15 protein-coding genes, 2 tRNA genes, 1 other RNA gene and 1 pseudogene are annotated in these 22,986 nt (G+C 47.6%); 4 read left to right on the top strand and 15 right to left on the bottom strand.

Annotated elements, in window-relative coordinates:
• The 5 genes and pseudogenes from QVP94_RS15425 to QVP94_RS15405 form a co-directional block, all read right to left on the bottom strand.
• Positions 1 to 209, bottom strand: a pseudogene (locus QVP94_RS15425) (hypothetical protein); the annotation flags it as partial.
• A 554-nt stretch (positions 210 to 763) separates the two neighbouring features.
• Positions 764 to 2,341: a sulfatase family protein gene (locus QVP94_RS15420; protein WP_005862019.1), complete on the bottom strand. Its 1,578-nt coding sequence runs from the start codon at positions 2,339 to 2,341 to the stop codon at positions 764 to 766.
• Between the two features lie 117 nt (positions 2,342 to 2,458).
• The gene (locus QVP94_RS15415) at positions 2,459 to 3,931 is read right to left on the bottom strand and encodes a glycoside hydrolase family 125 protein (RefSeq protein WP_005862017.1); all 1,473 of its coding nucleotides are present in this window, start codon (positions 3,929 to 3,931) and stop codon (positions 2,459 to 2,461) included.
• A 108-nt stretch (positions 3,932 to 4,039) separates the two neighbouring features.
• Positions 4,040 to 4,900, bottom strand: coding sequence for a sigma-70 family RNA polymerase sigma factor (locus tag QVP94_RS15410; RefSeq protein WP_005641668.1), 861 nt, complete (start codon positions 4,898 to 4,900; stop codon positions 4,040 to 4,042).
• A 139-nt stretch (positions 4,901 to 5,039) separates the two neighbouring features.
• Positions 5,040 to 6,563, bottom strand: a complete 1,524-nt coding sequence (locus QVP94_RS15405; protein WP_005862015.1) for a Do family serine endopeptidase — start codon at positions 6,561 to 6,563, stop codon at positions 5,040 to 5,042.
• Between the two features lie 407 nt (positions 6,564 to 6,970).
• On the opposite strand from QVP94_RS15405, the gene rnpB reads away from it, so the two are divergent.
• The 3 genes from rnpB (at position 6,971) to QVP94_RS15390 (ending at position 10,106) form a co-directional block, all read left to right on the top strand.
• Positions 6,971 to 7,325, top strand: an RNA gene (gene rnpB, locus QVP94_RS15400) — RNase P RNA component class A.
• Positions 7,326 to 7,354: 29 nt separating this feature from the next.
• A complete protein-coding gene (locus QVP94_RS15395; protein WP_005862013.1) occupies positions 7,355 to 8,725 on the top strand; it encodes a YihY/virulence factor BrkB family protein in 1,371 nt (456 codons plus the stop codon).
• A gap of 25 nt (positions 8,726 to 8,750) precedes the next feature.
• The gene (locus QVP94_RS15390; RefSeq protein ID WP_008780858.1) at positions 8,751 to 10,106 is read left to right on the top strand and encodes an MATE family efflux transporter; all 1,356 of its coding nucleotides are present in this window, start codon (positions 8,751 to 8,753) and stop codon (positions 10,104 to 10,106) included.
• Positions 10,107 to 10,203: 97 nt separating this feature from the next.
• Here QVP94_RS15390 and QVP94_RS15385 read toward each other — a convergent pair.
• The 5 genes from QVP94_RS15385 to QVP94_RS15365 all read right to left on the bottom strand — a co-directional run bounded on the left by QVP94_RS15385 (position 10,204) and on the right by QVP94_RS15365 (position 13,616).
• Positions 10,204 to 10,275 (bottom strand) — tRNA-Met (locus tag QVP94_RS15385).
• A 146-nt stretch (positions 10,276 to 10,421) separates the two neighbouring features.
• Positions 10,422 to 10,739: a chaperone modulator CbpM gene (locus QVP94_RS15380; RefSeq protein ID WP_005862009.1), complete on the bottom strand. Its 318-nt coding sequence runs from the start codon at positions 10,737 to 10,739 to the stop codon at positions 10,422 to 10,424.
• Positions 10,740 to 10,752: 13 nt separating this feature from the next.
• Positions 10,753 to 11,667 carry a DnaJ C-terminal domain-containing protein gene (locus tag QVP94_RS15375; RefSeq protein WP_005862007.1) on the bottom strand — a complete coding sequence of 305 codons (915 nt, stop codon included), beginning with the start codon at positions 11,665 to 11,667 and terminating at the stop codon, positions 10,753 to 10,755.
• Between the two features lie 201 nt (positions 11,668 to 11,868).
• On the bottom strand, positions 11,869 to 12,471 hold the full coding sequence (locus QVP94_RS15370; RefSeq protein ID WP_005862004.1) for a riboflavin synthase: 603 nt from the start codon (positions 12,469 to 12,471) through the stop codon (positions 11,869 to 11,871).
• A gap of 119 nt (positions 12,472 to 12,590) precedes the next feature.
• Entirely contained in the window at positions 12,591 to 13,616 is a 1,026-nt protein-coding gene (locus tag QVP94_RS15365; RefSeq protein ID WP_005862002.1) for a DUF362 domain-containing protein, read from the bottom strand.
• Between the two features lie 215 nt (positions 13,617 to 13,831).
• Between QVP94_RS15365 and QVP94_RS15360 the strand changes: the two genes are divergently transcribed.
• Positions 13,832 to 14,881 carry a linear amide C-N hydrolase gene (locus QVP94_RS15360; RefSeq protein WP_005862000.1) on the top strand — a complete coding sequence of 350 codons (1,050 nt, stop codon included), beginning with the start codon at positions 13,832 to 13,834 and terminating at the stop codon, positions 14,879 to 14,881.
• A 109-nt stretch (positions 14,882 to 14,990) separates the two neighbouring features.
• On the opposite strand, the gene QVP94_RS15355 is transcribed toward QVP94_RS15360, so the two are convergent.
• The 5 genes from QVP94_RS15355 to QVP94_RS15335 form a co-directional block, all read right to left on the bottom strand.
• Positions 14,991 to 17,318: an ABC transporter permease gene (locus tag QVP94_RS15355; RefSeq protein ID WP_022192939.1), complete on the bottom strand. Its 2,328-nt coding sequence runs from the start codon at positions 17,316 to 17,318 to the stop codon at positions 14,991 to 14,993.
• A gap of 17 nt (positions 17,319 to 17,335) precedes the next feature.
• Positions 17,336 to 19,711: an ABC transporter permease gene (locus QVP94_RS15350; RefSeq protein ID WP_008780854.1), complete on the bottom strand. Its 2,376-nt coding sequence runs from the start codon at positions 19,709 to 19,711 to the stop codon at positions 17,336 to 17,338.
• A 12-nt stretch (positions 19,712 to 19,723) separates the two neighbouring features.
• Positions 19,724 to 20,974: an efflux RND transporter periplasmic adaptor subunit gene (locus QVP94_RS15345; protein ID WP_005861993.1), complete on the bottom strand. Its 1,251-nt coding sequence runs from the start codon at positions 20,972 to 20,974 to the stop codon at positions 19,724 to 19,726.
• A 47-nt stretch (positions 20,975 to 21,021) separates the two neighbouring features.
• Entirely contained in the window at positions 21,022 to 22,356 is a 1,335-nt protein-coding gene (locus QVP94_RS15340; RefSeq protein ID WP_005861991.1) for a TolC family protein, read from the bottom strand.
• Between the two features lie 505 nt (positions 22,357 to 22,861).
• Positions 22,862 to 22,936: transfer RNA gene (locus QVP94_RS15335), tRNA-Pro, on the bottom strand.
• Positions 22,937 to 22,986: the final 50 nt, after the last annotated feature.

Below are 22,986 nucleotides of genomic sequence, written 5' to 3'. Positions count from 1 at the left end.
GAACTCTTTTGTCGCTTTCGTTTTGCGAACGTGGATGCAAAGATAAGTGTTTTTCTTTTAAACTTCCAAATTATTTCAGAACTTTTTTCAAGAAAAATTTGTTTCATTATTTCGGTATCGCCGTTCTCTCTCGAATGCGGGTGCAAAAGTAACGCTATAAAACATAACCTCCAAACATTTTCGGCATTATTTTTCAAGTTTTTTCTCATGGCTCAACAATCCTTACGTTTAATGTACGCACACGATAAAGGCACATATATTTATCTGTACTGATGTTGACAATATCTGGATGGGCATGGAAATAGGTTTCAAGTTTCAAGGTTTCACGAACCCCTTTTCCTCACACACGCACAAGTACATATAATACAGTTCCTCATGATCGCTCCGTCCGCCTCGGGTAAAAACATCATGTCGTGGCTACGCAAGTTCTTCGAGGCTATCCATCCCGCATAACAAACATAAAGGGATTTATTTGAAACCTATATAATGTACGTATCGTGTGTGTGAAGAAAAAGGTTTCATGAAACCTTGAAACTTGAAACCTGCCTATAGTCATTTTTTAATTCGATACACGCATAAGCAAAGAAGAGCCATACGATAGACTTAATTCCTTCAAGCCAATGACTTAAATCAAAGAACGCAAAGAGCTAAGTCATCAAGCGCAAAGACTCAACTTCTCATCCCCCAAGTTCCAAGTCCTTTATGCACCTTAATCCACAACTAATTAAAAAATCTGATAACAGAACACGAATGTCCGCTCTCATCAGTCCGACACATTGAAGCGTATTCCCACAGGATCATCATATTGTTTTTGCAGCTTATAAAGCTCGTCTCGCATGCGTTTCATCACTGCCTCGTAACTGGGCTTACCGTAAAGGTTATTCATCTCGTGGGGATCTTCTTGGAGGTCGTAAAGCTCCCATACGTCGATGTCGTTGTAGAAATGGATCAATTTATAACGATCGTCACGTACGCCGTAATGACGCTTCACGGAATGCTCGGCGGGATACTCGTAGTAATGATAGTAAAGGGAGTTACGCCAGTTCTCCGGCCGCTCGCCTTTCAGCAAGGGAAGCAAGGACTCGCCTTGGATGTCGGCTGGGATGGGGGCTCCGGCCAGTTCCAAAAAAGTGGGGGCGTAATCAATATTCTGCACGAGCTGCGGGATATCACCCTTCTTGCCACCCGGCAGACGCATCAGCAACGGGGTGCGGAAGGATTCCTCATACATGAAGCGCTTGTCGAACCAGCCATGCTCGCCCATGTAGAAGCCTTGGTCGGAGGTGTAGACGATCAACGTGTTATCCAGCAAATCGTTCTTCTCCAGATAATCGAGCACGATACCGATGTTCCGATCCACGGAATGGATCACCCGAAGGTAATCGTGCATATAACGCTGGTATTTCCACTCGGCCAGCTCCTTACCCGTGCGTTTCTTCGCCTTGAAGTCTTGGATGATCGGATCGTAATAGGCGTCCCAAGCGGCTTTCTGGTCCGGATTCATGCGGTTATAAAGCTCACGGCCGTACTTCTCCAGATCGGCGTTGGAGGAATGGATCTCGTTCTCCTTATCGGCCATTTTCAAGTCGTATACGATATCCATATCCTTGATGATGCTCATCTCCTGCTCCGAGGCGGCGATGCGGCCGGCGTAATCGTCGTAGAAGTTCTCGGGCAGCGGGAAGGTCACATCATCGTAAAGACGCAGGTCGCAGGTATCGGGCATCCAAGTACGGTGCGGGGCCTTATGGTGCAGCAGGAGGCAGAAAGGCTTGCTCTTGTCTCGTTTATTGTCCAGCCAATCAAGAGCCAGATCGGTCGTGATGTTCGTGGCGTACCCTTCGATCTGACGCTTCTCGCCGTTATCGATGAAGATGGGGTTATAGTAATCGCCTTGGCCTACGAGGATGTTCCAGTAATCGAAACCGGTGGGATCGGAGGTGAGGTGCCATTTACCGATCATGGCGGTTTGGTAGCCAGCTTTACGCAATAGCTTCGGGAAGGTCTGCTGCGAGCCGTCGAAGGTATGGGCGTTATCGATGAAGCCGTTCTTGTGGCTGTGCTTGCCGGTCAGCATGCAGGCACGGCTGGGGCCACTGATGGAGTTGGCTACGAAGCTATTGGTGAAACGTACGCCCTCGTTTGCGATGCGGTCGATGTTGGGGGTTTGGATGTATCGCTTGTCGTAGGCACTGATGGTTTGGAAGGAGTGATCGTCCGTCATGATATAAAGGATATTCATGGGCTTGGCGGGCTGCCCGGACGTATTCTCTTTTTGGCTACAGGAGGTGGAGGCTATCGCCGCCAGACCTGTCAGAATGAATAGTTTATTTGTTTTCATGTATTCCGCTTAGATTTATGTTGTTTTGATTGATTTTGCCTAAATACACTCAGCTACAGACTTGTAGAGACAGGGCATGTCCCGTCTCTACAATTGGTGATATTAACCTTGGTGGTATTAGCCGAGGAGGTCTTTCAGCTTGCCTTCGGATTGCAGCTTCACGATCAACTCGCCAAACAGAGTATTCGTCCAAGCGAACCACGAGCGGGTGTAATCGGAAGGATTGTCCTTATGGAAAGACTCGTGCATGAAGCCCGTGCCTCCGTCCGTATCACGAAGCGTCTCTATGCAATACCGGATCTCCTTCTCGTCGTTGGAAGTCGTAGCACGCATGATCAAGCTCATCGGCCAGATATAGTTGAAACCGATATGCGGACCGCCGATGCCCTCGCCGGCCTTTCCCTTGAAGAAGTAAGGATTGGAAGGACTCAGCACCAAGCGGCGGGTATTCTGGTAAACCGGGTCGTTCACGTCCACGCAACCCAAGAACGGCAAAGCCAGCAAACTCGGTACGTTAGCGTCGTCCATGAATACCTGTCCACCATAACCATCCACCTCGAAGGCGTATACCTTACCGAATTCCGGATGCTCCACGATAGCGTATTTCTTCACGGCCTCCTCTACCTCACCCGCCAACGCCTCGCAACGGCCGGCCAAGTCCGTGTTATTTCTTACGACACGAAGAATCTCAGCCACCTGACGAAGCGAGGTGATAGCGAACAAGTTCGATGGTACCAAGAAGCCGAACAGCGTAGCGTCGTCGGAAGGACGGAAAGAAGAGACGATTAGGCCCACCGGGTTCACTGGGCTACCCCAACCATCGTTCAAGAGGGTATCGCCTTGGCGGTCCGTCACACGGGAGAAACGGTACGGCCCGAGGCTATCCTTGCGCTGTTGCTCACGGAAGGTACGGTAAACGGCCTCCATTGCCTGCTCCCATTTGCTGTCGAATACGGAGGTATCGCCAATCTCTTTCCAATAATGATACGCCAAGCGGATCGGGTAGCAAAGCGAGTCGATCTCCCATTTACGCTCGTGAAGCTCTTTCTTCATCTCCGTGCGGTCGCTCTCCCACTCGCTCCCGGTAGGGCCTTCGTTGAAGCCGTTAGCGTAGGGATCGATCAGGATGCAGGCGGTCTGGCGATTGATAGCTCCGACCAGCATTTGCCGCAAGTCCTTATCCTTCTTCGCCAAGGTGACGAAGGGGTAAACCTGCGCCGAGGAGTCACGCAACCACATGGCGTGAATATCTCCGGTGATCACGAACGTATCCGGCTTGCCGTCTACCATCTTGAACTCACAGGTCGTGTCCAAGGTATTCGGGTAGCAGTTCTCGAACATCCAAGCCAGCTTCGGGTCCTTGATACGGGCCTTGGAAGCCTTCAGTTGCTCCTCTACCGCCTTGGAGGTAAACTTACGGGCCTCGGGAGCCGGGCGCTTGCTGGCGTAATCGCCGGTCACCTTAGAGGCGATCGTGCTAAAACTCTTTTTATTGTCGGGCGTACTCACGGCGGAGTATACCTTCTCGCCAACCAACAGGCCGGCCAAGGAAATAGATCCTGTTTTCAGGAAATTACGTCTTGTAGTCATTTATATAGTTTTTATGGTATTATATTCCAGTGGCAAAGTTAAGAAAAAAAATAAAGGCTCCCAATCCTTTTCGGACCGGAGCCTTCGCCAACTCAATAATTCCTTAAATTAGCCTAAATACGATTTTAGAAGCTTGCTACGAGTTCCTTGTCTTAATCTTCTGATTGCTTTTTCCTTGATCTGGCGGACACGCTCTCTAGTGAGGCCAAATTTGTCGCCAATCTCTTCCAATGTCATTTCCTGACAGCCAATACCGAAAAACATCTTGATTATCTCACATTCTCTTTCGGTCAGTGTAGCAAGCGCTCTATCAATTTCCTTAGCCAATGACTCGTTCATTAACGACCGGTCCGCAATAGGAGCGTCATCGTTCACAAGCACATCCAAAAGGCTGTTGTCTTCGCCTTCCACGAACGGGGCATCCACGGAAATATGACGTCCGGACACCTTCAAGGTATCGGAAATCTTATCCACCGGGATATCCAACTCATCAGCAAGTTCCTCTGGAGACGGTCTGCGCTCGTTTTCCTGCTCGAACTTGGAGAAGGCCTTGCTGATCTTGTTCAGCGAGCCTACTTGGTTCAACGGAAGACGCACGATTCTTGACTGCTCTGCCAAAGCTTGCAGAATAGATTGGCGAATCCACCATACAGCATAGGAAATAAACTTGAAACCTCTCGTCTCATCGAATTTCTCGGCAGCCTTGATCAAGCCTAAGTTACCCTCATTAATAAGGTCGGGCAAACTCAAACCTTGGTTCTGATATTGCTTAGCCACAGAAACGACGAAACGGAGATTCGCACGGGTCAATTTCTCTAACGCCCTACGGTCTCCTCTTTTGATAGCCTGTGCCAATTCCACTTCCTCTTCTACCGTGATAAGATCTTCTCGACCAATCTCTTGAAGATATTTATCCAGCGAAGCGCTTTCGCGGTTGGTAATGGACTTTGTGATCTTTAATTGTCTCATTCAATTTGTTTAATTGAGAATACGGGGTGCAAAGATAACCATTTTTGTTGAAAGAATTGGCTGGATGCACCCCACATCCAGCCAATTAAAAACCTTTAACAATCTTTTCACACCTATAAGACTACAGTCCTTGTTTATCTTATTCGGCAAGATCTATCGCATAGTACTTCGTACGTCCGTTCGGGTAGAAGCCTTTAATGAAGAGGCCTTGATCTTCCGTACGTCCTTGAAGTATGCTTTCCACAATCTTTTCCAAGTCTTCCGGAGCAGAGATCTTCTGGTTGTTTACAATCATGATAATGAAGCCTTTCTTTATACCGGCGTCTTTCAGTTTGCCGCTGGTCAGACCGGTGACCTCGATACCATAACTTACACCTAACTTACGTTTCTGCTCGTCGTTCAAAGCCTTGAACGCTGCGCCCATAACCTCTGCGCTGTCGCCACCCTTCACGACCTTGGTGCTACCTTGCGCATTACGGAGTTCTACCGTGAATTTCTTCGTGCTACCGTTGCGGTTGATCGTCAACTCTACCTTGTCGCCCGGACGGTATTTGCTGATCTGCTCTTGCAAAGCGCTAGACGATTTGATCTTCACGCCGTTCACAGCTACAATCACGTCACCCTTCTCGATTCCGGCTTCCTTAGCGGAGCTGCGCTCGGCGAAACCACCTACGTAAGCGCCCTCGAATACTTTCACTTTCTCTTTCTCAGCGTCGGGCACGTATTGCGGGTCTTGTATCAATACGCCTAATACAGCACGCTGCACGGTTCCAAATTGCTTCAAGTCGTTAGCCACCTTACCGGCGATGCTGATAGGCACGGCGAAAGAGTATCCGGCGAAGTTACCGGTCTCGGAGTAGATAGCGGTATTGATACCGACTAACTCGCCTTTCGTGTTCACTAGCGCCCCACCACTGTTACCCGGGTTCACGGCGGCGTCTGTCTGTATAAACGACTCGATCTTGCTACGATCCTTGCCACCGGCGCCGATGTTACCACGGCTCTTAGCGCTCACGATACCTGCCGTAACGGTAGAGGTCAAGTTAAACGGGTTACCTACCGCCAACACCCACTCACCTACTTTCAACTTCTCAGAATCACCAAAGGGGATCGTAGGTAAGTCGGTTGCCTCGATCTTGATCAAGGCGATATCTGTTGTCGGATCAGCCCCTATAATCTTTGCCGGGAATTTCCGGTTATCGTTCAAGGTAACCTCCAGCTCATCTGCTCCGTCGATCACGTGGTTGTTCGTGATGATATAACCATCCGTAGAGATAATGACACCCGAGCCGGCGCCCACACGAGGTTGCTGTTGCGGACGTTGGAACCCTCCACGGCCACCGAAGCCGAAGAAATACTCGAACGGGTCCATATACTGCTGACCGCCGTCCCCGTTAGAGGCTTGCGCATTAGCCGTGGCCTTGATATGGACAACCCCGTGGATGGCGCTCTCGGCGGCCGTAGTGAAATCGATATTCTCGGCGGCCACGGTTCCATAATTCGTCAATCGGTACGGTTGCTTGAAGGTATTCTCAACTCCGGAGGCCAACTCCGCCGGACGTTGATTCTTATTCATCAGGTAAGTACTCGTTCCGATCGCGGCACCAGAACTAATGGCTGCTATCAGAGCAACACCAAGCACATTCTTCCAGATATTTTTCATACTTTTCTTATTTAATTAAACACTTAAATTTAACAGTTTCTTTACGGCAAAGAAAACTCAAAAATTGTGCGGATATTCCATTTCCATCGTATTTTTTATCACTTTTAACGAGGCATCACAGAGGCTTAACCGCACTTAACAGTACTGTGTATTGCAAAGTACCTTTTTAACAATTAAACAGCAGACGAATTGACAGTTGACATGCGATAACTGACAGTCGACAATTGATAAATGACAGTCGGTTACTGGCAATCTAGAATCCCTGTTCGTATAAAAAAACACCTAGGAGACAGAATATGTTTACGGCTGAAAAAGAAAATGTTATCCTATCTCTCCGATGCGTCTCCAAAATAATTGTCAACCGCCGACCGTCAACTGTCAACTAAAATACCTATCTTTGTCCTATCGCAGTCTGCCGGTCTGTCGCTCACCTTCGGGTGTGAGGAAAGTCCGGGCAACACAGAGCACCATACTTCTTAACGGGAAGCTGTCCGTGAGGGTAGAGTAACGTAACAGAGAATAACCGCCGGACTCGTCCGGTAAGGGTGAAAAGGTGAGGTAAGAGCTCACCGGGTCCCGTAGCGATACGGGATGCCGTACGTCTTATGGGTTGTAAGGTCATGTATACCGGCGCATGTAGGATGGCTCGTCCGATGCCGGGGGGTAGACCGCTAAAGCTTACCGGCGACGGTAAGACAAGATAAATGGCAGGCGCCTCTTTCCAAAGAGGTACAGGACCCGGCTTATAGGCAGACTGCTTTTTTTATTTGCCAATTAAATCATGTGCCGATATGCCCAAAAACAAGCCACGGGAAGAAAAGAAACCTATTGGAGAACGGATCAGCGCATTATTAGCACGAACCATCCGTTTCGTTACCTACGACATTTGGCGGATTACCGAGAATGAAGTTAGTGGGCTGAAGGAGATTTATATCAATATCATCAAGACGGTCATACTCGCCGTGCGGGGTTTCCAGAGCGAGAACCTGCAAACCAAGGCGTCGGCGCTTACCTACAGCACCTTGTTATCTATCGTACCTTTGCTGGCCGTATTATTAGGTATAGCTAAGGGCTTCGGTTTCCAAGGGACGGTACGGCAGGAGTTGTTCGATTATTTCCCCGGGCACGAGATGGAGCTGAACAAGGCGTTCGAGTTCGTGGAGAGCTATCTGGCGCAGGCGCAGGGGGGAGTGATCATCGGGGTCGGTTTGATTTTATTGTTTTATACGGTGATCAACTTGATCTCGTCCGTGGAGGATACGTTCAACGACATCTGGCAGATCCAGAAATCCCGTCCGTGGTACCGGAAGATATCCGATTATCTGGCCTTATTCCTCGTGCTGCCGGTGCTGATGACGGCATCCAGCGGTTTGTCCATCTTCATGTCTACCTTGCAGAACTCGTTCTTGGGGCAATACTTGTTTTTTACGCCACTCGTAGAGCTGTTCTTGCATATAGCGCCTTATATTATCACGACATTGGCTTTCACGGGGCTGTACGTCTCCCTGCCGAATACGAAAGTAAGGTTCGTGAACGGGTTGGTGGCAGGCTTTATCGCTGGTTGCGCCTTCCAGTTGTTCCAATTTATTTATATCAGTGGGCAGATTTGGGTGAGCAAGTACAACGCTATTTACGGTAGTTTTGCCGCACTGCCTTTGTTGTTGCTTTGGTTGCAGCTTTCTTGGTTGATTTGCTTGTTTGGCGCAGAGCTGTCGTACGCCTCCCAGAACGTGAAGAAATTCAGCTTTGAGAGGGACAGCAAAAGTATCAGCCGCCGGTACAAGGATTTCTTGACCTTGCTGATCGCCTCGCTGATCGTCAAACGGTTCGTGAAAGGCGAGAAACCCTATACGGCCGACGAGCTATCCGACGCTTACCGCATCCCTATCCGCATAACGACACAGATCTTATACCTGCTCACGGAGTTGAACATCATCATCGAGGTGAACTACGGGAATGACGACCGTGTGGCATACTACCAGCCGGCGATCGATGTCAATAAGATCACGGTCAGCTACCTGCTGACCCGCATGGACGAGTATGGCTCCGAGAACTTTAAGATTGACACGAGCAAGCTTTTCAGCAAGGAATGGAAAGCCCTGCTGAAGACACGTGAGGATATGATAAAGGCAAACGACAATATCCTGCTGAAAGACCTATAGGGAATTGAAAATTGAGAATTGAGAATTGAGAATTAATACAGGAAATAGGGATTTGACGAGTGGGGCGGTATGGAAGGTGATCCTGCGTTTCGCTTTCCCTTTGCTGATCGGCAATCTGCTGCAACAACTCTATAACGTGACCGACAGCGTCATCGTCGGGCAGTTTCTGGGGAAAGAGTCGCTGGCGGCGGTATCGGCTTCCTTCTTCATCTATTACTTTATTATCTCGCTGGTGATCGGTATCGGGAGCGGTACGTCGGTGGTGATCTCACAGTTTTTCGGGGCGAAGGAGTTTGATAAGGTGCAGAAGGCCTTCTCCTCTTTCTTTATCTTCATGTTGGTCGCAGGGGTATTGCTGTCCATAGCGGGAATTATTTTTGCCGAGCCGATGTTCAGGCTGACGAACACACCGGAGGACGTGATCCCGCAGGCGGTCGCTTATTTTAGGATTTATGTAGGGGGTACGTTCTTGTTTGTCACTTTCAATAGCATTATCTCCATATTGCGGGGTGTCGGGGAGTCCGTGCGCCCCATGCTGTTTATCCTGCTTACCACGATTTTGAATATAGCCTTGGATTTACTCTTCATTGTCGTTTTCAAATGGGGGATCGAAGGGGCGGCACGGGCTACGGTGATCGCCCAAGGGATCGGCATGTGCGTGGCCCTAGGCTACGTGAACAACACCCATCCCCTGCTCTCTATCAAGAAACAGGATTTATTGTTCGATATGGGACTGTTCAAGGAAGGGCTCCGCATCGGGCTTCCCTCCAGCGTACAGCAATGTGCCATCTCGCTAGGATTGATTGCCTTACTGGGGATCGTGAACAGTTTCGGCACGGATACGCTCACCGCTTACGGGGCAGCGGGAAAGATCGACACGATCATCATCCAAGCGGTATTGACCCTCTCTGGGGCGCTAGCTGCTTTCTGCGGGCAAAACATCGGAGCTGGGCACTTGGACCGGGTACGTGACGGGGTACGATTCGCCATGCTTGTCAACCTATTGCTGGGTCTAGCAACCTTCACGGCCATCTATTTCTTCGGGGACAAGATGATGCTGGCTTTCACCAAGGACCCGGAGGTGATCCGGATTGGCAAGGAATATTTATTGATCATGGGAGGATTCTTTATCGTACACGGCGGCTTGAACGTCTTCAACGGGGCATTACGGGGAGCTGGCGATACCCTGTTCCCAATGGCAGTAAGCATCACTTGTCTTTGGCTGATACGCATTCCCCTCGCCTATTGGTTTAGCTCTATCTGGGGACGGAGCGGTATCTGGTGGGCCATCGGCGCCAGCCTTTGCATCGGGCTTACAATCACCTATATCTATTATAAATTGGGATTCTGGAAGAACAAAGGGCCTTTACGGAAGAAATAAGCATAGCTTATTATTCGTTTCCATCGGGGTCGCATCGCCCGATCGCTTGATTGAATAGAGAAAAAGTCCTCAAGTCAATGACTTGAGGACTTTTTAGTTGCGGAGGCAAGACTCGAACTTACGACCTTTGGGTTATGAGCCCAACGAGCTACCACTGCTCCACTCCGCGATATAGTCGCTATCATTTCTTGATTGCGAGTGCAAAGGTATATATTACATTCCAAACTTCCAAACATTTTCAAGAAATATTTTCAATTTGTTTGCGTACACCCTTCGCTATCGGGCAGTGAAGCCTTGTTAAGCAGCAATTTGACACTAGAAATTCTCGATCGTATCAAAACCGAATGGTTCATATAAATGCAGACGGTTTCTCAACGATTGTATCTCCGCCTGCAAATTCCGCATCCGGTCCAGCATATGATGAATGGCCTCGATTCCCTCGATGTTAATAGACAAGTCGTAATACATACGTGTGTATTGTTCCAGATCACGGAGCTGGGAAGAGAAGAGATACCTCTCTCCATCCGTGATATTAATGTCTATCAAACCTCCCTCTTCCAGCAAAATGATGAACGAAGGGTCTATATGGCATTTCTGGCAGTATTCACTGACAATAACTAAATCTGTTTGCATAATACACCTGTTTTTAATTTAGACTTTGTATTTCCCGGAACAAATCCTTCTGTTTCTCCGTCAAGTTGGTCGGCACCTCGATCGAGTACGTGACAATCAAGTCACCAAACTGCCCCTCCTTCTTGTAAACAGGGAATCCCTTACCTTTCAACCGGACTTTCGTATTGTTTTGCGTGCCCGGTTTTACTTTCAGTTTCACCTTGCTATCCAAGGTATCGATAATCTGCTCGCCACCCAAGACCGCCGTATAGAGGTTCAAGGGGACGGTCAGGTACAGATCGTCTCCCACCCGTTTGAAACGGCTGTCGTCCGGAATAATGAACGTGATGTACAAATCACCGGCAGGTCCTCCATTCATGCCCGGCCCGCCTTGGCCTTTCAGCTTAATGGTTTGCCCGTTGGCTACGCCGGCGGGAACCGTGATACGCAGGTTCTTGCCGTTCACGGTGATCACCTGCTTATGTGTCTTGGCCGCATCCATCAAGGATAAGTGCAATTCGGCCGTGTAATCCTGTCCACGGAATCCATGATTAGAACGGCCACCGCCACCCCGGCGGGAACCAAACATAGACTCAAAGAAATCCGAGAACTCTCCATCATCGCCGGAGGAGGACCAATACGTACCTCCGCCGTTCGAGAAGCCACCGCCAAAGCCGCCACCTTGCTGGCCATACTGCTTCCGTTGAGCCTCGAACTCATCCGCATGTTTCCAATTCTCCCCGTACTGGTCGTATTTCTTACGCTTTTCCGGATCGCTAAGCACCTCGTTCGCCTCATTGATCTCCTGAAACTTACGATGGGCGTCGGGATCGTTCGGATTCAAGTCAGGGTGATATTGCCGAGCCAACTTCTTATAGGCTTTCTTGATATCATCCTGAGAAGCGTCCTTGTTCACCCCCAAAATCTTGTAATAATCGATATAGGCCATAATCTGATATGTTTAGTCTATTTTTCTCATATAATTATATAACAATAAACATACCAAGGATAGTTTTGGTTAGTGAAAATTTACTTAAAACGTTTTTAATCGTACACGCACGGAATTAAGATTGTCCGTAGATAGAAAAGGCTCTAGCCGGGATCATCAGATACCGCTAAAGCCTTTTATGGATAGGAAATTCTTCGAACCTTATTTAAACTGCATCATCTTGCTGATATACTTCCCGACAATATCGAACTCTAGGTTCACTACCGTACCTTTCTCGATCTGGCAAAAGTTCGTGTTATCGTGCGTATAAGGGATGATAGCGACTTGGAAACTGTTTTGCTGGGAGTTGCATACCGTCAGACTGACGCCGTTCACGCAAACGGAGCCTTTCTCCACGGTCATATACCCCTGCCGGGCCATCTCCTTATCAAAAGCGTACTCGAACGTATAGTACCAGCTGCCGTCCGCCTCCTTCACCTCCGCACAAACGGCAGTCTGGTCCACGTGCCCCTGTACGATATGCCCGTCCAGACGGCCGTTCATCAACATGCTACGCTCCAAGTTCACCTTATCGCCCACTTTCAGGTTCCCGAGGTTCGAACGTTCCAAGGTCTCCTTGATAGCGGTAACCGTATACGTATCTTCCGTCATGCTTACCACCGTAAGGCAAACGCCGTTGTGAGCCACGCTCTGATCTATTTTCAGCTCATTCACGAATGAGCACTTCATCGTCAGATGAAGGTTTCCTTTATCGGATTGGAGGGCTACTACCTGAGCCGCTTCTTCTACAATACCTGAGAACATAATCAAATCGTTTTTAGTTTGTACTCCCAAAACTGTTATTTATTCATGGGCAAAGATAACGCCTTTGAGGTAATAAGCCCGATAAAAAGGAAGTTATTAAATGTTTTTAATTTACGATATTATTTATCGTCCAAGGAGACCAAATCATACCGCTGGCTTCCCATACCCAACGCCTCCGCATGCTCGACGATATGGATGCCATGGCGGGATTCCATGCGCTCGATCAAGTGGACACGGCCAGGGTCCGGCGAGGCGTAAACCAGATCTACGCAAGCCTTATCCAAGGCCACGGGATCGAGTGAGGCTAGCATACCGATATCCGCCATTTTCGGCTCTTCCGGGTTCGAATCGCAATCGCAATCTACGGAGAGTCGATTCATTACGCTGATATAAAGTATATTTTCGCCACAATGGGTAGTCACGGCCTTAGCCGCCTCGGCCATTGATTCCAAGAAATGATCCTGTTCGGGAAGGTTGTTCCACAAGTCGGTTTTCGTCTTACCCGCCGTATGTATCCAAGCCTTTCCGGCGGATGAGGCTATACCGATAGAGATATTTTTCAGCGCTCCCCCGAAACCGCCCATGGCATGTCCCTTGAAATGGGAAAGGACGACCGTAAAATCATAATCCAGATAATGGGAGCCTACGAAATCCTCTTTCAGGTGTTTACCGCCTTGAACCGGAAGAGCCACCTCGCCGTCGGCATCCATGATATCCACCTTAGCGATGGCCGTGAAGCCATGATCGGCGGCGGCTTTCAAATGGCTGTCGGTATCCGCGCGTCCGCCTCCGTAAGCCGTGTTACATTCCACGATCGTACCGTTTACTTTCTTTACCAAGTCTTTGATAAGTGTAGGTTGCAGGAAGTTATGGCCTCCCGGCTCTCCGGTAGAGAGCTTCACCGCCACTTTCCCCTTGGCCTTCCGTCCCAAGGCGTCGTAGAGACGGATCATGTTCTGAGGAGTGATATCTTTCAACATATATACCTTCGAAACTCCGGCAGAGGATTCGCTTTTCGCAATCTCCGGCCTCACTTCGCCTGCGATACTCTCTACAGGTATAGAACCTGCCACCATCCATGCGCCACCCATAACGACCGAACTCCGTATGAAGTTACGGCGTGACATTTTTTGTTTTGCTGTCATGATATAGAATTTAAATTCATATGTTTCTTATTTAATCGATACGCGAAGTTCTTTAAAAACTTGAAAAATAAGACTCCTTTACGAACAAAACGAATTTTGAAAGCCTAAAAACGAAATGGGGGTTGTTCACACGGCTCCGTATCCCGTATATCATTCTAAAACATTCCTTAAAGCCACTTGTTTCATAAATAGATTATCCTAATAATATAGATCTTATGAAATCAAAGAATTTAACACTGGCCTCTCTTTTCGCCGGCTTGTTCATGTTCATGAACCCTATGGGAAGCGAGGCGTGTACAAGGGCCGTTTACCTCGGGCCGGACGATATGGTCGTAACCGGACGTACCATGGATTGGAAAGAGGACCCGCAATCCAACCTGTATCTCTTCCCCCGGGGCGTACAGAGAAGGGGAGCGATATCCGATAATACCATCCAATGGACCTCGAAATACGGAAGCGTGGTGACCGCCGGGTATGATATCGGTACGTGCGACGGCATGAACGAGAAGGGACTTGTAGCCAACCTATTGTTCCTCACCGAGTCATCTTATTTCCGACCGGACGATAACCGCCCGGTTATGGGGCTTAGCATCTGGACGCAGTATGTACTCGATAATTTCGCCACGGTAGATGAGGCGGTTGCCGAGTTAAGCAAGGAGGTCTTCCGCATCGACGATCCGGATCTTCCGAACGGGGCGAAATCAACCTTGCATCTCTCGATCTCGGACGCATCAGGGAATAGCGCTATCTTCGAGTACCTAAATGGGAACTTGGTTATCCATGAGGGACGGGAATGCCAAGTCATGACGAATTCCCCTACATACGATAAGCAACTAACCTTAAACGACTACTGGCAACAGATAGGTGGCTTGGTCATGTTGCCGGGTACGAACCGGGCTTCCGATCGTTTCGTGCGTGCCTCTTTCTATATCCACGCCATCCCGCAGACAAGTAATTTCCGGGAAGCGGTAGCCGGGGTATTCAGCGTAATGCGTAACGTATCGGTACCTCTGGGAATCACGACCCCGGATCAACCGAATATCTCCTCTACCCGCTGGCGTACGGTAGCCGACCAGAAGAATAAGGTATATTACTTCGAGTCTACTTTAAGCCCGGATATCTTTTGGGTCGATTTCAAGAGCTTGGACTTCAAGGCAGGTACACCTATCAAGAAACTAACGCTCACAAACGGCGAGATTTACGCCGGAAACACCGCCAAAGATTTCAAGGACAGCAAGCCGTTACCGTTCTTGTTCGGGATCTGAAGGGCTAGAAAAACAGACAAGAATAAATAAGGGGAGGTATCAAAAGTCGGTATTTACTCCCCCCTTATTTTTAAACAAGCGTTATTACCTTTTATGATATGCTTAACAATTAAAGCCTATGCCTAAAGCTATCCACCGGATTCGACGTGGCAGCCCGGTAGCTCTGGAAAAAGACAGAGACAAACGAGATCACGAGGCAGAATAAGCCGGCAGCGATAAATATCAGCGGACTTAAACTAATACGATATGAATAATCAGACAGCCAATCTTTCATAAAGTACATAATAATAGGTATGGCGATCACGAAAGCGATCAGCACATAATTCAAGAACGTGAATACGAGCTTAACCAATATCTCCCGATTGCTGGAACCAAATACCTTTCGTACGGATACCTCCTGCGAACGCTGTTGGATAAAATAAGTGGACATCGCCAATAAGCCTAGCAAAGAAATAAGGATGGCGATTATCGAGAATACGATTACGATCTTTGCCAAACGGATTTGCGAGTCGAATGAGTTTTGTAAACGCTCATCCATGAAGTAAGCCTCAAACTCAAGTCCGGTCACTTTCTCATATACTTTACCGATAGCCTCCTTTGCGGCGAAAGGATCACCTTGTGTCTCGATCAAGATCATCCAAGGATCTTCATTATCTTTCAAGAAACGGAACATGACAGGGTTCATCCCTGTCGTCACATTTCCAAAGCAATAGAAATCCCGGACGATACCCGCTATCGCTATCGGTCTTTCTTGCCTGTCCAGCATAAAAGAGGCCGCATCCTCCGATAAGTTCATCTCACGCATCGCTTGCTCGTTTAGGAACCAGCCCTCTGTCGTTAAATGGTTATCACGCAAAATCTCCAATCCCAGCATATCGTAACACTCCTTATCCATAACGAATTGCTGAAAAGATATATTTTGCCCCTGATAAGTAGCAGTCCAATTATTACTACCGAATAAAGGCAATCCTTGAGTCTTCCCGACCCTATCTACGCATGACAAACCTTTCAACTCACCGACAAAAGCGGATAACTGCCTTTCATCCACCGACCGCATAGCCAATAAATTCTTCGTTTTATATCCGACAGGAGCGTTGATCATATGAACGATCTGACAAACCATCGTGATAGAGGCGGCGATCATCGTGATCGTGATCACATTCTGGAATACGATAAAGAACTTACTGAATACCATTTTCGTCTTAGCCCGGAACGTACCCCTTACCACCTCGATCGGTTTAGAAGAAGAAATAATGATAGCAGGCAGTAAGCCGGATAAAACTCCCACGGCAACCGTTAATGAAACCAGAGCCAATAGCCAGACAGGTCTACCCAATACATTCATATCGACACGTGTCTGCAATAAATCATTGACAAACGGCACGACCGCCAGCGCAAGGAGAACCCCGATAATCAAAGAAATAAACGTAAGTAAAGTGGACTCCAGCATCAAACGCATGAATAACTCACCCCGTGAAGATCCCAAAAGGCGCCGGGTAGCCATCTCCTTCGCCCTGAAACCCGCTTGGGCAACCGTCAAGTTAATATAATTGATAACCGCAAAAATCAAGATAAGAAGACCTACGGACATCAGCACGATCACGAAACGCCAATCTCCCTTTCGCAAAGAAGAGTAAGAAGCGGCTTTCGCAAAATACTGCTCACTAAGCGGCAATATGCGTACCTCTTTTGCCGTCCCATATTGATACGGCCAATAAAATTCCTTGAACCAATGGGCCATATCCTCCGCACGAGAAGGGAAATCACTACCCTCACGCACCAAGACAAAAGCCGATGTACTTCCGGCATTCCCCAATTGATCCGGAGCCAACGACCAGTTCAAATACCGAACCTGCTCCCAACGCACGATCACATCGGCTTCGGGAATAGAGGAATGAAGTAAATCCTCCACCACCCCGTTTATAGTAGCCGATATGGTATCGCCCACCACCAACTTCCGTCCCATCGGATCATCCGTTCCGAACATCTTACGGGCGAACGAAGAGGAGACCACCGCATAGTTCCCGGCGGCCAACGCTTGCTCACGAGTGCCTTGTAGCAACCGGAAATCAAAGAAATCGAAGAACGTAGAGTCTGCGAACATCACGTTTGCCTTCAGTTTCCGATCACCGGAAACTACAACTATATCACTCGAATTACCCGCCACTACCGGACAAACTTTTTCTACCTCCGGATAGCGTTCCTTTATCTTATAAGGAATGGCGGCTCCGGTGGCCATCCAATTTTCATTCCCGACCAGATAGATACGATCCGCCTTGGTATGGAATTTATCTGTAGACATCTCCTGTACCGTATAGACCGCTATCAATAACACAAACATCAACGATAGAGACAGACCAAACACGTCTATCAGCGTATAAGCCTTATTCCTTCCGAGGAACTTGAAAAAGGACTTAAAGTTCAATAAATTATTCATGAATTATAAATTTTCAATTACTCAGATTTCAAGCAGTTCACCGGATTATCATTAGCCGTCTTGCGGGCATCCAGACAAACCACGGAATATATAATCAATAAGACACATACGCCGCAACCCAAGAATATGTACCATGACAAAGGTACTTTCTCCGTGAATTGCTCTTGCCACTTTTGCAAGACAAAGTATGCTATGCCACCGCCTAATATGACCGCATAGATACAGATATATCCGATATCCTTTATGAACAACCTCAATATATCCCATAAGGTAGCCCCATTCACCCGGCGGACGGCGATCTCCTTACGACGACGGCTCACCTCATCATTCGTATAGCCTATAAGTCCTATCAACGTAACAAGAAGCGTGACCAGACCTCCGATCATCACGGAATCACGGAATTGGCGGGAGTCCTTATATAGATCCATGATCTCGGAACGGAAAGAGATAGCGCTCAGTTCACGATCCGGAAATGTCTCGGATATCTTCTGCTGTAAACGAGCCATATTATCGTTGGTCAGCTCATGGAACTTCACCTGCAAGGTGTACATGGGCTTATGCGCATAGAATAATACGGAGGGCCGCATATCTTGGTTCGAGATTCCTCCCAGACGGATATTCTCATACACGCCGCAAATCGTGAATGGCTCCTCATTCCATTTGCTATGCTCGGTGACGCAAATATCCTTCCCAACAACATCATCCGTCCAGCCCGCTACCAATTTCATCTTCTCCACGAAACGGCGGTCTACCATCACCTCTCTCGAGTTGGTCACATTCTCCGTGAACGAGCGGCCTTGGATCACGGGAATCTCCATCATGTCCAGATATCCGTTGCCTACCCAATAGAGATCGGCGATATTAAAAAGCTCTTGAGTCCCGCCCGGTAAAAGAATATTATTACCGGAAGCATGCTCGAAAGGCAATTGATAAACGGTGGTAGCCGCAGCGACTCCCGGAAGCCGCATCACCTCATCCAGAATCTTGGCACGAGAGGTAGAGTCCACGCCAGCTAACCCGCAGTAGGCAAGGTTCTCATAGGCATATCCCGGACGATCATTCACCATAAACGTATATTGACGGGCAACGAAAACAAGCATCGTCACCAAAAAGCCCGTAGCAACAAACTGGACAAGCAACAAGGCTTTCTTCCAGATACGCTTATTCTCCCGGTAATTACGGAAAGCGGAGGCCACCGGAATCCGGGCGTATAATGATCCCGGCATAAAACCAGATACGAAAAACACCAAGATACATATCCCTAGCAAGACCAAGCTACCATTAGACAAGAGCAAGGAATCTAACGAAGTCGCCAACAACTCCTCTACCGTACCTCTAAACGCAAGGATCAACAATAAGGCCAAGATCAGTGAAAGCACTATATGTACCAACGCCTCACCAAACATCATACCATGAATATTATTCTCGCTTGCCCCATAACATTTATGGACAGCCACCTCCTTCGAGCGATTTACGATAGAGGATATCACGATCAAGATATAGTTCATCACCGCCGTAAAGATCAAAGCGAAGGCCAGTAAGGAAAGTATCCACGTCATTCGCTTGACTTGCGGCAACTCCTTGTGTAGATTATCTAGCTTATGAAATGAGAAATCAATGCTTAACCCGACCTTTTGCTGTTCCTCCGGAGGGAAATAAGAATTCACAAACGTACGCACCTGTTCCTCCAAAGCTAAAGGATTCACCCCCTTGTGCAACTTCACATAGCTTATGTAACGATCGTTTCCCAACATATTAGTAGGCGAACCCTCCCACATGAACCGACCCGCCGAAGCCATGGAAACAATTACATCGTAACGGGAATGAGAATTTTCCGGAACTTCCTCAAAAACGCCACCAATAGTCATAGTACGTCCCGGCGAATTGTCTACCGTGAAGTTTTTCCCGATAACATCGCCTCCGATATTTTTCGCTATACGACTTGATATCAACACGTACATCGGGGTGGAAAGAACCTCTTTCGCATTTCCGATCAACATAGGACGAGGAAGAATATCAAAGAAACAACTATCCGCTATGATACAACGACCGGAGTATTTCATCTTGGTGTCGGTCATCGTAAAGGTCCAGTCTCCAAAACTCGTGTATCGGGTGACGGTCTCGATCTCGGGTATCTGTTGTTGCATAGTTGGAGCGATGCCACCGCTTGTTTGCGGATAATCCTTCAACTCCCCTCCATTTTGCTGGTATTTCGCCCAGACTTGATAGACCCGGTCTCTATCCGGATAAAAATCATCATACGATTGTTCGAAATAGACTTTAGCGATCAATACCAAGCCTACCGCTAAGCCGATTCCCAACGATACGATTTTCATCACGTTATGCCGCCCTTTCTTAAAAATGGAACGAATGGCGATTAGTATGTTTTTCATATTATATCGATTTTATTCCAGCACCAGCACTTCATTATCCTTATAACTCTCATAACTGGACACAATCACCTTCTCACCGGCTTCCAGACCTTCAAGAACCTCATAATATTGCGGGTTCTGACGGCCGATCTTGATAGAACGCCTGTAAGCTTTCTTTCCATCCGGATCAAGAACAAATATCCAGCTTCCGCCCGTGCTCTGGAAGAAAGTTCCCTTCGGGATAATGATACTCTCGGTAGGTTGCCCCAGCTCCAAGTTGATATAGTAGGTCTGTCCACTACGGATATTATCCGGACGCTCACCCGTGAAAACGAAATCCGTACGGAACTTACCATCACGAACCTCGGGATAAACTTTGCGCACCGTTAAGTCGAAAGACGAGCCTTGACGCTCGAAAGCGGCGCTTAAGCCCGGTTTCACGCGGTCTATATAATGCTCGTCGATCATGGCCTCTATCTTATAATCGGAAAGGTCGTTAATCTGGCCGATCTTTTGTCCGGGATTGATGCTTTGCCCCAATACGACATCCAACAGTCCCAACTCACCGTCGATCTGGGAACGGACATTCAAGTTTTCCTTACGTTCGCGGATCAACAGGATATTCTTCCGCATGTTCGCCAAGCTGGCCTCCATCTCATCCATCTGGATCGTGCGGGAGATAGAGTCTTGGCGCAAGCGCTCGGTAATCAAGGCGTGCTTTTGAGAGGCTAACTCGAAGTCCTCCTTCGCTTTCAGATAATCCTCCTTGGCGATCAAGTTCTCTTTATACAACTGCTCTTGTTGGTTGAACGAGCGGCGGGCCCGGTTCATGTCCATATCGTATTGAAGTTTCTCCATCTGATTGGTCAGCTTATCCTGCTCCATGGTAACCTGCGTATTACGAAGGAAGTTCTGCTTCTCCGCCAACTCGGCCTCAGCGTTCAAGATCTGCAAATCTAGATTTGAGTTGCTCAGACGAACAATGATATCGCCTTTCTTCACTTGGGCACCCTCTTCCACGACTTTCTCCTGTACGATACCGCCCTCCTCGGGGCTAAGCTGCACGACCGTGATAGGTTGCACCTGACCATCCATACGAAAGAAGTCATTGAATTGCTCACGGGTCACATTACCGATGCTAATCCCTCTCGCATCCACTTTCAACGTAGAAGCATGATCACCAAAGATAATCCATCCCAACAAGATAACGAACAACACGCCACCCGCTACATAAGGAATATGCTTCTTCTGAAGACCTTTCTTTTTCTCTAATTGTATATCCATCGTATTCTATATTTTTTATTATCATCTAAATTCTATGTTCTCAATTCTTATTCATTGATAAGAGGCTTGCCCTTATAATAATCCACCAGCTTGCTTTTCAATAAGTACATCAATCGCTTTTGAAGCAGATTGGCCTTGGACTCCAACAGCGTATTCGCACTTGTCTGTACATCCAGCGTGCTCATCAGGCCTTCCTCGTACTTCCGTAGGGTAACACGATAAGCCAACTCATCCGATTTCACCTTCTTATCCATCTGTATGGCCTCTTTAGCGTATCCCTCACGATCCAGGACCGATTGCTCTACCGCTGTCTGCAACTGGCGAAAGACCTCTGTCCTTGTCTCCCGTGCGATCCGCATATTGTTACGGTAACGACGAGCGTTCGTTAATCTGCTCAAACCATCGAATAAGGGGAAGCTAAGGCTAAAAGAGACATATTCACCACGGTTATTTTTAAACTGATCCTTGAAACCTTCCGGGGCATTATCAGACTTCAGGTTCTCGAAATAACTCGTAGAGATTCCGGCATTCAAATAAATGCTCGGTAGCAACTTTCCTTTATAAATACGATATTGGTATTTACTTTGCGTTAATTGATACTCGGCTTGCAAGGCGGTAGGGTTATTCCCGGACGCATAGGCGAAAATCTCCGCCACATTCTCTACTTCCGGGACATAATTGATATCCGGTAATAAAGTATCCACCTCCAGTTCTAAATCAGATGGATAATTCATACATTCCCTCAAAGTAAGCAAGGCCGTATTGAAAAGATTCTGCTGGTGGGTCAATGTATAATCATCGGCCGCTACTTGAGCCTCGAATTGAGCTACATCCGCTTTCCCTTTCAAACCCAGCTCTTCTTGCCGGCGAGTCTTATATAAGGTACGGTTACTCTCCTCCAATTTCTCGGCCGCCATACGAATCGTTCCTTTATAATACACCACATCCATATAAGCCTGCATGGTTTTCATCGCTAAATCATCTTTCGCTTTCTGTATGTCATTAACTCCCATACGGCGATTGGATTTTGCCATCAACCATTGATTGATCAGCTGTCCGCCCGTAAAAATAGGAATAGAAGCGTCGAGGCCATAGTTATTATTAAACGTAGAAGTATTCTCATAGGTATTGGTCGCAGGGTCGATCGAACGGCCAAAACTATATTGCGCTCCGACCTTAGCCGATGCCGCCGGGAAAAAAGAAGCTACGGCGGCATTCCGTTCCGCCTTATACGTATCTGATGTATAAACTTGCTTTTTAACCGATGGGCTGTTTTCCACGGCATAGCGCATACATTCATCCAAAGTCCAAAGTTTCTCTTGGGCCACCGTCGCGGTAGCGAAACTGAGAGAAAGAACTGTTGTAAGTAATATTTGTTTCATTGCTCTATTATTTTCTACCTAAATAATAGCAAAGAATGTGCCAAAACACATAAACAACTAAACAACAATCAGATAACAAAAAGCTATTCTTTTAGAACTGTCCAATATTTTGACAACGCTGTCTAATTGTTTGACACTATTCCCACTTTGACACGTAAGAGCGTCTCCTCTTCTCCCTAAGCAAAAAGCACTCTACTCCTATATGAATTCTTTCCCGATAACCTATGAATTCTTATACGCATACTGTATAATTCTACAAACCACGACGTGGTCTGTACAGATCAAGGCGTGGAATATACAGATCACGCCGTGGTCTATACATTCCACAGCGATAATCAGGAAATAGATGAGATAGTAATTATATTTGTATATAGTAAGAAGAATTTTTTTTACTTGAAGATACGAACAATTGTTTTGATTACAATCGTTGACTATCCTTTAGATTTAAGGGTAGGACACAAAAAAAGAGAAACAGTTGAATACCAACCATTTCCCTTTTTCTAAGTCGGGGTACCAAGATTCGAACTTGGGACCCCCTGCTCCCAAAGCAGGTGCGCTAACCGGACTGCGCTACACCCCGTTTTGCAATTCATAGTGTTTATCTCTGATTGCGGTGCAAAGGTACGCCTT

It is taken from the genome of Parabacteroides sp. CAG:2, assembly GCF_000436315.1.
GTDB classification, from domain to species: Bacteria; Bacteroidota; Bacteroidia; order Bacteroidales; family Tannerellaceae; genus Parabacteroides; species Parabacteroides distasonis.
The sequence above is the reverse complement of the archived record's forward strand: the minus strand, read 5'-3'. Positions and strand labels throughout refer to the sequence as shown.